Here is an 11,886-nt window from a genome sequence, read left to right as displayed (position 1 = left end):
GAAACCCTGCGGCGTTTTTTACGTCTTAACAACACATGGATGGTTAAGCCGACCTCACAGCTTGATTATTGAGCACTAATTTTTGAGCGACCGTTTTGAGTAGCCGTTATTTGGCAACGGTTGTCTAGGGAGATCACATGCGCGATACGCAAACAAAACGAACTTCATCGCTGGGCGCTTCACCCCTGGCATTAGCGGCAAGCGCCTTGGGTCTAACCTTTGGCGCCCCCGCATGGGCGGATGATGCAGCTGAGCGTTTGACCGAGCGATTAGATCCGCTTGAGCGTTATCAGGCCAATTTTGAGCAGCAGATTTTAGATGGCAGCGGCGATCGTCTTCAAAGTGCGCGCGGTGAAATGTGGCTTTCTCGCCCTGGTATGCTGCGCTGGGAAGTAGAAGCACCCTATTCCCAGACTGTGGTTTCCGACGGAGACGATGTTTACATGTACGATCCCGACCTTGAACAAGTCACCGTTCAAGAGATGGATGATCGCGTCACCCACACCCCTGCGTTACTGCTGTCAGGAAGCGTGAACGATTTAACCGAAAGCTATGAGGTGTTTTACGAGCAGGACGGGGGAGAAGATGTGTTTACCCTGGTACCTATCTCTGCCGATACGTTGTTCGAAGAGTTAAGCATGGTGTTTGATGCTGACACGCTAACCGAACTATGGATGATGGATAGTACCGGCCAGCGTACCGCGATTACCTTTAGTAATATTACCCTCAATGGTGAGATTGCTTCAGACGTGTTTGATTTCGAGATTCCCGAAGGCACTGACGTTATCCGCGAAGAGCTTTAATGGTGGAGGGATAGTGGTAAAGAGTCAGCGGTTGATTGAGATTCGTAGTTAGGTAATAACCATCAGGCGCCTTAGGGCGCCTGATCTGCTTCCTGATCACGATTTTCCCGCCACGCCATAATTTCGCCAAAGCGTTTCTCCTGTCCGAAAGGGCTCGGCTTGAAGAAAGTAGTTTTAGGCAACTCTTCAGGCCAGCAGTCGTGGGCGCTACCTGCCGGGTAGCCGTCTGGCTCGTTGTGTGCATAGCGATAGCCTTCACCATGCCCCAGCTGCTCCATTAGCTTGGTGGGGGCGTTGCGAAGGTAAGTTGGCACCTCCACCTGGGGTTGCTGGCTTACAAACTTTTTGGCCTCACTCCAGGCGCGATCAATGCGGTTGCTTTTGGGCGCCACCGCCAAATGAATCGCTGCATGGGCAATCGCTCTCTGGCCTTCGTAATCCCCAAGGCGCAGGTAGGCGTCCCAAGCAGCAATGACCAATGGTAGGGCGCGCGGGTCGGCATTGCCGACGTCTTCTGAGGCAATGGCGGTCAATCTGCGTACCACGTCCAGCGGGTCGCCACCGCCCTGCATAAAACGCGCCATATACAGCAGTGCGGCATTAGGGCGTGATGAGCGTATCGATTTATGAATGGCCGAGAGCAGATCATAATAAGCGTCACCCTGCTTATCGAAAGCGCTGGCTTGGTGGCCAATCACATCCGCCAGTACGTCCTTATGGAGTACTTCACGGCCCGCTTCCTGGGTGGCGAAATCACACGCCGTTTCTAATAGCCCCAGCGCCCGACGGGCATCGCCTGCGCTGGCATGAGCCAACGCGTTTAACACCTCATCGTCAACGTGAATATCGCGTTTTCCCAGCCCTCGCTCAGCGTCATTAAGCGCTTGACGCATCACTGTAATCAACTCATCCTGAGTGAGAGATTTCAACACGTAAACCCGTGCACGGGAGAGCAGCGCCGAGTTGACCTCAAACGACGGATTTTCGGTAGTGGCACCAATCAGCGTGAGCAGCCCCGACTCTACATGGGGCAGGAGGGCATCCTGCTGGCTCTTGTTGAGGCGATGGATCTCATCTAAAAAGAGGATGACCTTGGATGACATTTGCTGGGCACGTTCTACGACGGCACGAATCTCTTTCACCCCGGCCATCACCGCGCTGAGGTGCTCCAGGTGGGCTTGAGAGGCCCGGGCTAAAAGCTCTGCCAGCGTGGTCTTGCCCACCCCCGGCGGCCCCCATAGAATCATCGAACGCACAACGCCTGATTCCGCCATACGGCGTAGCGGTTTATCCGGCCCCACCAACGCCTGTTGGCCTACGTAATCGTCCAATTGGCGTGGGCGCATACGAAAGGCTAGCGGGGCGTCTTCTGAAGGTGCTGCGTGGGCGCTATCAAAAAGGTCCATGTAAACTTCCGTTGTCAATCGGGGCGTAGAACTACTTATTGGTTACAAGTGTCTGTGGTAAAGCGCAGCTTGTCGAACTACCTTTGGCGTAACCTAACAGAAAGATGCGCTTGCTAGGATAACGCCATAGAGGCATTGTTAATGATAACCCCTGTTAGTTGCTATGCCCCTATGATTGCGTGCCGTCAGCTTAATTAGGCAAAACGGCAGGCATGACACGATAAAGGAGACGGCTCAATGTTAAACCAACTGCGTCTAGATCATGCCAACATGGCCCGGATGCTTCATGTGCTACAGCTGAAGCAAAAAACGTTAGCACAGGGAGAACGGCCCAATTTCAAGCTGATGCGTGAGGTAGTCGATTACATTTTATCCTATATGGATGGTTTTGCCGCCCCGCTGGAAAAGGTTTGCGTTGAGCGGTTGCAGGCTAAAGCGCCCGACCATAGTGCGCTTACCGAACAGATGGCCAATGATTATCGTGAGTTAAAGCCTCGTCTGCAGCGTCTCTCCAGCGATATCGATATGATTCTGATGGACAATGTGCTGCCCATGGATCGTTTTGCTGAAGATCTAAAAGATTATTTAGAGGCGCATCGGGCCTACTTGCGCCACGAGCGTGAAGGGCTGTTCCCGCTAATTGATGAGCACTTTAGTCAAGAAGATATGGAAAAGCTTCGCGAGGCGCTTCCCGCCGGTGCGGAACAAGAGTTAGAACGCCTGCAGCAAGCCTACCCCGAACTCTACGCCGAACTGCGAGGGGCTGATGTGCCCGCGGTATAGCCAGGGAAAACGACTTAAGCGGGTAGCGACAATCAATAAATTCATAGGCGGGGCATGCTAAACTGGCGGCTCCGTTTTTATTGGGTGTCAGTTTAACCATCGACCAGCTCGGCGCTGATGAATGAAGCAGGATAGTGATGCAAAGAGAGTCATGAAAGGCCCCGTATTAGTTTTTGATTCCGGTGTCGGCGGCCTGTCGGTGGCCCAATCGCTGCGTCAACACTACCCTGATGCTGCTATGTGCTACACCTGCGATAATGCTTGGCTGCCTTATGGGCTTCGCGAAGACGCCGCACTAACCGAGCGTATCGTGTCGGTCTGTCAAGCGGCTGTTGACGCTTGCCAACCGAGCGTGTTGGTTGTCGCCTGCAACACCGCAAGCACCTTAGCGTTGGAGCATCTTCGCCAACAGTTAGCCATTCCTGTGGTAGGTACCGTGCCTGCTATCAAGCCTGCTGCTGCGATTAGCCAAACGCGGCATATCGGTTTATTGGCCACCAGGGCCACGGTGGCGCGGCCCTATACCCAGCGCTTAATTGATAGCTTCGCCAGTGACTGTGTCATCACGCGCGTTGCCGCCGATGCCTTGGTGGTGGAAGCAGAAGCCTACCTGGCTGGCATCACGCCCAATACAGAGCGTATGCAGGCGGCATTGACGCCGTTATGGCAAGTCGTCACTGCTCCTACCGAGCATCCCAAACTAGATACCGTGGTGCTCGGCTGCACCCATTTTCCGCTGTTAAAACCCTGGCTAGAGCAACTTGCCCCTGCGCCTTTATATTGGATTGATTCTGGTGATGCTATCGCTCGGCGTGTGGCGCAAGTGGTTGCTGAGCTATCCAGCGATCATCACGATGGTCGCTGTTATACGACTGCGCCCGCTGCGAATCTGACCGCGGGTTTAGCGCGCTACGGGTTTAAAGCGCCCCAATTGCTAAACGTGCGTTAACAAACATTATTTGTCGCTACTATTTCTGAACCCATTCAAGAGGAGCAGCCTTGGCTATCCCCGTCGTAGAACCTGAACGTTATGCCGAGCAGTTGGCCGCCAAGCGCGACTATCTGGAGAGTACCTTTGCGCCTTTCCAGCCACCGGCACTGGAAGTGTTTGAATCGCCGCCCGGCTACTACCGCCAGCGCTGCGAGTTTCGCATTTGGCACGAAGAGAACGATCTCTTCTATGCCATGTTTGAAGTCGATCCTGAGAATCCGAAAAATAAGCGCGTTATTCGCTTGGATCAATACGCTGTCGCCAGCGAACGAATCAATCAACTCATGCCGCAGCTGCGCAAGGCCTGCCTTGAGTCTGATGAGCTGCGTCGTAAGCTGTTTCAGGTTGAATTTTTAACCACGCTCTCCGGCGAAGCGCTGGTCACGCTGATTTACCACCGCCCGCTAGGCGAAGAGTGGGAACACGAAGCACGAGCGCTTGAAGCCGAGCTCGGCATCATGATTATTGGCCGTTCCCGCAAGCAGCGCATCGTGCTGACCCGTGACCATGTCTGGGAGCGCCTAGAAGTGGACGGCCGCACGTTGCACTATCAACAGGTCGAAAACAGCTTCACTCAGCCCAATGCGCATATCTGCCAAAAAATGCTCAGCTGGGCGCGGGAAGTGACCGCTAAGCAACAAGATGAGGGTGCGAAGAAAGATCTGGTCGAGCTCTACTGCGGGAACGGCAATTTTACCATTGCCTTAGCCGAGAACTTCCGCCGCGTGTTGGCCACGGAAATTTCCCGCACGTCGGTAGCCAGTGCCAACGTCAACTTAGAGGCCAATGGCGTCACGAACGCGCAGATTGGTCGCATGTCAGCAGAAGAGTTTGCGCAGGCGCTGAAGGGCGAAAAGGCCGGGCGTCGCGTGGCGGAAATGGGACTGGATGATTACGATTTTTCCACCGTGCTAGTAGACCCGCCCCGCGCTGGGCTAGATGAACAGAGTTGTGAACAGCTCAGCGAGTACGCTCAGATCGTCTATATTTCATGCAACCCGGCCACATTGGCTGAAAACTTGACCATACTGACCAACACTCATCGGATAGAGCGCTTTGCGCTATTTGACCAGTTTCCGTTTACCGATCACTGTGAATGCGGGGTGTTGTTAACGCGGCGGGATGTTTAAGCAAAAGTTAATGTTCTAACGGCCTAATGCGTAAACGGTATGTGCCATGAACAACTTGTCATGTGATTAGGGACGCGACGATAGGTAGCGTAAGCTAGCCGTTATGTTGGCCTAAAGGCCTATTGTCCTTCGTTTTTTGGCCGATTAATGGCCTAGGCAGTCGAGGTGATGGATGCACTACGTTGCGATTGAAGAGAGTCGTCAGGATCTTTTGAAGCAGCTTCAGGAGCGATTATATGCGCGTCTGGAGCCTGCTCGAGCCGCGACAATTGACGCCTTTGCTCGACACTTTTATGCCACCGTGCCGGTGGAGGATCTCGTCGATCGTCGCCTGGACGACCTGTATGGTGCAACGCTGTCAATCTGGCAGTTTTTACAGCACCACGACCCAAAAAGCCCTAAAGTGCGCGTGTTTAATCCAGATTTTGAAGAGCATGGCTGGCAATCAACGCATACCTTTGTGGCCGTGCTGCATGAGGATATGCCGTTTTTGGTCGACTCGGTGCGTATCGAGCTCAACCGTCGCGGTTTAACAGTACACGCGATTCAAAACGCCGTGCTGGCGGTTGCTCGTGATGACCGCCACCAGTTACAGGCGCAGACCTCACCTCGCGATGAGAACGCGCCGGAAGCCCGCGAGTCGCTAATTGTTATTGAAGTCGATCGACACACCGACGTGGCGTTGCTTGAGAAAATCGAAAGCAACCTGAACGACGTACTACGTGATGTGCGCACCGCCGTGCGCGATTACGACGCTATGTGCGCGCAAATTACCGCGTCGATTCAAGAGCTTGAAAAAAATTGCCCGCCGCAGATCGACCCTGACGACCACGAGGAAGCGATTGCCTTTTTAGAGTGGATGCTCAAGGATAATTTTACCTTCCTGGGTTACGACGAGTACCTGCTGGAAGGCAGTGAACTACAGCGCGATGCCGAGAGCGTGCTGGGCGTGTTCCGTCTGGATCAGCCGCGCTACTGCGAGCGGATCCGCACTGAAGAGGGCGTGGATGAGCACAATGAGTATGTGCTGGTGCCGCAGCTACTATCGTTTGCCAAGAGCGCCCATCACTCCCGCGTGCATCGCCCCACTTATCCCGATTACATCACCGTTGATCGCTACGATGACGATGGCAATGTGATTGGCGAGCGGCGCTTCTTTGGTTTGTTTACCTCCACGGTCTATAACGAGTCGCCGCGCAATATTCCGCTGCTGCGCCGCAAGCTCAAAGCGGTGATGGATATCGCTGGGTTTAATCCCCAGGGCCACAACGGCAAGCAGTTGCTGCAGGTGCTGGAAGTTTACCCCCGCGACGACCTGTTCCAAATCGATACCGAATCGCTGGCCAGTACCTCGCTGGGCATTCTCAATATCCGCGAGCGCCGTCAGGTGCGGCTGTTTATCCGCGCCGATATCAGCGGCAAGTTTTACTCCTGCTTAGTATTTGTGCCCCGCGACGTATTCTCGACGGACCTGCGTCAGCGAATTCAAAATGTGCTGTGCGATGAGTTGGATGCCCACTTTGGCGATTTCAATACCTACCTATCCGAGTCGGTACTGGCGCGCATTCAACTGATTCTGCGCTTCAATGGCGATGCGCCCAGCGATTACGATCTTAAGCGTCTGGAAAGCAAAGTGGCGCGGCTGGCGCGTAGCTGGCGCGATGACCTGCACAACGCCATGGTGGAAGGGTTTGGCGAAGAGCGTGCCAACCACCTGATGGATCACTTCCGCGAAGCATTCTCAGCAAGCTATCGTGAAGACTTTTCCGCACGCACCGCGGTGTTTGATGTGCAGCACTTGTTAACGCTGAACAACGGCGACGACTTATCGCTGTCGCTCTACCGTCCGCTGGAAGAGCAGGGCGGCGGCGTTAATCTAAAGCTGTTCCATCGCGGCACCCAGATTCCGCTTTCCGACGTGCTGCCGATGATGGAAAACCTCGGCCTGCGCGTGATTGGCGAACGCCCCTACGATATTAACTCCCCTGAGCAGCGCTACTGGATTCACGATTTTGAGCTAGAGCATAGCGGTGCGGATGTCAGCCTGGGCGATATGCGCGATGTATTCACGGAAGCCTTCAAACGCATCTGGACCGGCGAAGCCGATAACGATGCCTTTAACCGCCTGATTATCGGCGCAGGTCTGGATTGGCGTGAAGTGGCGATGCTGCGTGGCTACGCCCGCTACCTCAAGCAGATTCGCTTTGGTATGTCTCAAGACTATATTGCCGCGACGCTGGCCAACTACCCGGCCATCACCCGCGAATTAGTTGAGCTATTCCGCCTGCGTTTTGATCCTGAGCAGCAGGACCACGCCACCGATGAATGCATCGCTAGCTTAAACGAGCGACTGGAAGGCGTTGCCAGCCTTAATGACGACCAGCTGCTGCGTCGCTTTATGGAGCTGATTCTCGCTACGCTGCGTACCAACTATTACCAGCTCGCCGAGGGTGGCCGCTTTAAAGACTATATCGCTTACAAACTCGAGCCTTCCAAAGTGACCGGCATGCCCAAGCCGCGCCCGATGTTTGAGATTTTTGTCTGCTCTCCGCGCGTGGAAGGTGTCCACCTGCGGGGCGGCAAAGTGGCACGCGGTGGTCTGCGCTGGTCGGATCGCTTTGAAGATTACCGCACCGAAGTGCTGGGGCTAGTGAAAGCCCAGCAGGTGAAGAACGCGGTTATCGTACCGGTCGGCGCCAAAGGCGGTTTCGTGTGCAAGCGCATGCCGGAAAACGCCAGCCGCGATGTGGTGCAGAAAGAGGGCATCGCCTGCTATCAAATTTTTATCCGCGCGCTGCTGGATGTTACTGACAATCTGGTGGGTGGCGATGTGGTGCCGCCGGAAAACGTTGTTCGCCACGATGAAGATGATGCCTATTTGGTCGTGGCTGCCGATAAAGGCACGGCGACCTTCTCGGATATCGCCAACGAAATTTCCATCGAGTATGGCCACTGGCTGGGCGATGCCTTCGCCTCTGGCGGTGCCAACGGCTACGACCACAAAAAAATGGGCATCACCGCCCGCGGTGCCTGGGAGTCGGTTAAACGCCACTTCAAAAACCTCGATGTGGATACCCAGCGCGACCTGTTTAGCGTGGTGGGAATAGGCGACATGGCCGGCGATGTGTTCGGTAACGGCATGCTGTTGTCTGACAAGATTCAGCTGGTGGGCGCCTTTAATCACCTGCATATCTTTGTCGATCCCAACCCGGATGCAGAGGCCTCTTTTGCCGAGCGCAAACGGTTGTTCGCTCTGCCACGCTCCAGCTGGGAAGACTACAGCCAGGAGTTGATCTCTGCCGGTGGCGGTATCTTTAGCCGCAGTGCTAAATCAATCGCTATTACCCCGGAAATGCAGCAGGTGTTTGGCATCCAGGAAACCCGCCTGTCGCCGAACGAATTGATCCGCGCGATGCTCAAATCCAAGGTGGATTTGATCTGGAACGGTGGTATCGGTACCTATGTGAAGGGCTCCAATGAAACCGATGCCGATGTCGGCGACAAAGCCAATGACACCCTGCGTATCAATGGCAACGATCTGAACTGTCGCGTGGTCGGTGAAGGCGGCAACCTCGGTTTGACCCAGCGTGGCCGTATGGAAGCCGCCGCCAAAGGCGTGCGTGTCTACACCGACTTTATTGACAATGCCGGTGGGGTGAACTGCTCCGACCACGAGGTCAATATCAAGATCCTGATCGATGAAGTGGTCAAGCGTGGCGACATGACCGACAAGCAGCGTAATCAGCTGCTGGCGGAAATGACCGATGAGGTGGGCGATCTGGTGATCCTGGATAACTATCGCCAAAGCCAGGCGCTGGATCTGTCGGCTATCCTGTCCAATCAGGCAATGGGCCCTTACCGCCGCTTTATTAGTGAGCTGGAAGCCACCGGGCAGATTGATCGTGAGCTGGAGTTCCTGCCCACCGATGATGTGCTCAAAGAGCGAGCCAGCAACGATCAAGGGATGCGCCTGCCTGAGCTGTCGGTACTGATCTCTTACGCCAAGAGCACCTTGAAGGGCGACTTGATCACCTCTGACGTGCCAGATGACCCGTATATTCACCGTCATCTGGAGCGGTTGTTCCCCTCGGTGCTGGTAGAGCGCTTTAAAGACGAAATGTACGAACACCGTCTTAAGCGAGAAATCGTCGCTACCCAGGTAGCCAACGATCTGGTTGATCACATGGGTATCGTCTTTGTACGTCGCCTGATGGACTCCACTGGTGCCGGGCGTGCCGACATCGCTCGCGCTTATATTGTGGCCCGCGATAGCTTTAACTTGCCCGGTCTATGGGCGCAAATTGAAGCGCTCGATAATCAAGTGCCGAATCGCATCCAGTACTCAATGATGCTTGACCTGATGCGCCTGATCCGTCGCGCCACGCGCTGGTTTGTGCGTCAGCATTTAGGGCTCTCGACGCTGGACACTATCGAGTATTTTGCTCCTCGCCTGGCGCAGCTGCAGGAAGGTATTGGTGAACTGCTCAGCGGTGAGGAGCTGAGCGCTTGGAATAGCCGTCGTGACGAGCTGCTGGAAGCAGGTGTGCCGGAAGCCTTGGCGTCCACTGTCGCGGCGTCATCCAGCCTTTACGCCGGGCTAGGTATTATCCAAGCGGCACGCCTGACCAATGAAAAACCGCAGCGAGTGGCAGAGGTGCTGTACGAAATTGGCAGCCGCCTGGAGCTGCCGTGGATGATTCAGCAGGTAACCCAGCTGGAAGTGCGCGACGCCTGGCAGGCCCAGGCGCGGGAAACCTTCCGCGACGACATCGAGCGTCAGCAACTGGCACTGACCACTAGCGTATTAAAGCTCGACGCCGGCAGTCGCGATACCCAGGAGCGGGTGGCGCAGTGGTTGGATCAGCATGCCGATCTGCATCGCCGCTGGTGTCGTTTGATTGAAGAGGTGCGTGGCGGCAGTGAAGGGGGCTTTGCGCTCTTCGCCGTAGCGGTACGCGAACTGGTAGATCTGGCTGAAAGCGATAGCGAAGCCTAAACGTACCTAGGCTGATTAAAGCGGATCTATTTAATTAAAGCGTATCTATTTAATTAAATAGGAGTATGAAAGCGCGTCCTGGTTCTCCACCAGGGCGCGCTTTATTGCGTTATACTGGCGCCCGTTTTCAGCCTCCGCTTCAAGAGACCCGCTATGTACAACCTCGCCCGCTCACTGTTCTTTCGCGTTGACCCAGAAACCTCTCACGGTATGGCGCTGGGTGCGTTGGATGCACTGCATCGGGTCGGGGGCGTTACACGGCTATTTGGCCAGCGGGTTGAGGACCCCGTCGAACTGATGGGGCTTCGCTTTGCCAATCGAGTAGGTCTCGCCGCCGGGTTGGACAAGAACGCCGATCACCTCGATGCGCTGGGCGCGCTGGGGTTTGGCTTTGTCGAAGTGGGTACAGTGACGCCTAAGCCGCAGTCAGGCAATCCTAAGCCTCGGCTATTTCGCTTAGCGCAGCATGAGGCGATCATCAACCGCTTTGGTTTTAACAACAAAGGGGTTGCGCACCTGGTTCAGCAGGTCAAGCAGCGTCACTACGGTGGCATTGTAGGCATCAATATTGGTAAAAACCTGACGACGTCCGTAGAGGACGCACTGGATGACTACCTGGTATGTCTAGATGCGGTGCACCCTTATGCGGATTACATTGCCGTGAACGTCTCTTCACCAAATACCCCTGGGCTGCGCACCCTGCAGTTCGGCGAACAGCTGGACGCGTTGCTGGGGCCTATTCGTGCTCGCGCCAACGAGCTTGATGCCCAAGCGGGCCGAAAAATTCCATTACTGATTAAGATTGCCCCGGATATGAGCGCGGAAGAAGTGGCGTTGATGGCAGAAAGTATTGAGCGCAATGCACTTGATGGCGTGATTGCTACCAATACGACGGTTTCCCGCGCCGGAGTAGAGGGTGACTCACAAGCGGAGGAGGCGGGCGGGCTTTCTGGAAAACCAGTTTTCGAAGCATCCAATCGCGTTATTCGCCAACTGCGTGAGCACTTACCATCGCTACCTATCATCGGTGTCGGTGGAATCGATAGTGCTGCTGCTGCTCAGGCCAAAATCGCGGCGGGAGCAAATTTAGTGCAACTCTACTCGGGGTTGATCTATCAAGGGCCTAAATTGGTCGGTGAATGCGCAAGGGCACTGAAAGCTAACGGTTGACGTGCAGATGATTAGCGAAGCAGTATGGGTATCAATGCGCACTAAAAAGCCCACTTGAAAAAGTGGGCTCATTGAAAACCTCTCGTTTAAAATCTTTCTTTTAATACCTTGAAAAATAAAACGTTAGGCCATGACTAAGGGGTTTTTGTGGATGCCCGAGATGCCGGTCATCCCATCCCACTGGTCACCGCGGCCTTCACGCCAACCGCTCATCCAGTATTCACGTAAATTGATATCTTGACTGGGACAGTCGTCACGAGAACGACCCGATACACCCGCTTTGTATCCGTGGACATAAGCCCGCTGGAAGCGATCACGTTTTTGCCGTTTCATTGGCTAACCTCTTTTCACGAAAGCCTTTGATAAGAAATAGGGTGTTATCGACTTATGTTATCAACAACAGCCACTATTCCGAGAGCTTGCTTCAAGAGCGAGACGCCGCTCCAACCCTTTTGTTTGGCACTCACGGGCTGAACGAGCCGAGCGGCAATCTCTTACAAAGAACACTTGTAGTCCATAGGTCTAGTTTTGAACCGACCCTGACAAGCAACGCATGCGTTTTTCAGTAGCTACTCTCTTATTGTTAGACCATGATGGTGTCATCTGT

The 11,886-nt window shown here is 54.6% G+C and carries 8 protein-coding genes; 6 read left to right on the top strand and 2 right to left on the bottom strand.

Going from position 1 to position 11,886, the window contains the following annotated elements:
- Window positions 1-137: 137 nt before the first annotated feature.
- Entirely contained in the window at window positions 138-803 is a 666-nt protein-coding gene (gene lolA, locus KO116_RS15390) for an outer membrane lipoprotein chaperone LolA (protein WP_035555891.1), read from the top strand.
- A 71-nt stretch (window positions 804-874) separates the two neighbouring features.
- Here lolA and KO116_RS15385 read toward each other — a convergent pair whose 3' ends face one another.
- Window positions 875-2,209, bottom strand: a complete 1,335-nt coding sequence (locus KO116_RS15385; protein ID WP_035555889.1) for a replication-associated recombination protein A — start codon at window positions 2,207-2,209, stop codon at window positions 875-877.
- 237 nt (window positions 2,210-2,446) lie between these two features.
- Between KO116_RS15385 and KO116_RS15380 the strand changes: the two genes are divergently transcribed.
- The 5 genes from KO116_RS15380 to KO116_RS15360 all read left to right on the top strand — a co-directional run bounded on the left by KO116_RS15380 (window position 2,447) and on the right by KO116_RS15360 (window position 11,279).
- Window positions 2,447-2,992, top strand: coding sequence for a hemerythrin domain-containing protein (locus KO116_RS15380; protein WP_008958426.1), 546 nt, complete (start codon window positions 2,447-2,449; stop codon window positions 2,990-2,992).
- A 151-nt stretch (window positions 2,993-3,143) separates the two neighbouring features.
- Window positions 3,144-3,941, top strand: a complete 798-nt coding sequence (gene murI / locus KO116_RS15375; protein WP_035555887.1) for a glutamate racemase — start codon at window positions 3,144-3,146, stop codon at window positions 3,939-3,941.
- 50 nt (window positions 3,942-3,991) lie between these two features.
- Entirely contained in the window at window positions 3,992-5,113 is a 1,122-nt protein-coding gene (gene trmA, locus KO116_RS15370; RefSeq protein WP_035555885.1) for a tRNA (uridine(54)-C5)-methyltransferase TrmA, read from the top strand.
- Window positions 5,114-5,285: 172 nt separating this feature from the next.
- Window positions 5,286-10,109, top strand: a complete 4,824-nt coding sequence (locus KO116_RS15365) for an NAD-glutamate dehydrogenase (protein ID WP_035555883.1) — start codon at window positions 5,286-5,288, stop codon at window positions 10,107-10,109.
- Window positions 10,110-10,262: 153 nt separating this feature from the next.
- A complete protein-coding gene (locus KO116_RS15360; RefSeq protein WP_035555881.1) occupies window positions 10,263-11,279 on the top strand; it encodes a quinone-dependent dihydroorotate dehydrogenase in 1,017 nt (338 codons plus the stop codon).
- Between the two features lie 123 nt (window positions 11,280-11,402).
- Here KO116_RS15360 and rmf read toward each other — a convergent pair whose 3' ends face one another.
- On the bottom strand, window positions 11,403-11,612 hold the full coding sequence (rmf, locus tag KO116_RS15355; RefSeq protein ID WP_007111057.1) for a ribosome modulation factor: 210 nt from the start codon (window positions 11,610-11,612) through the stop codon (window positions 11,403-11,405).
- Between the last annotated feature and the right edge of the window lie 274 nt (window positions 11,613-11,886).

Source organism: Halomonas sp. KO116 (assembly GCF_000734975.2).
Taxonomy (GTDB): Bacteria; Pseudomonadota; Gammaproteobacteria; order Pseudomonadales; family Halomonadaceae; genus Vreelandella; species Vreelandella glaciei.
The sequence above is the reverse complement of the archived record's forward strand: the minus strand, read 5'-3'. Positions and strand labels throughout refer to the sequence as shown.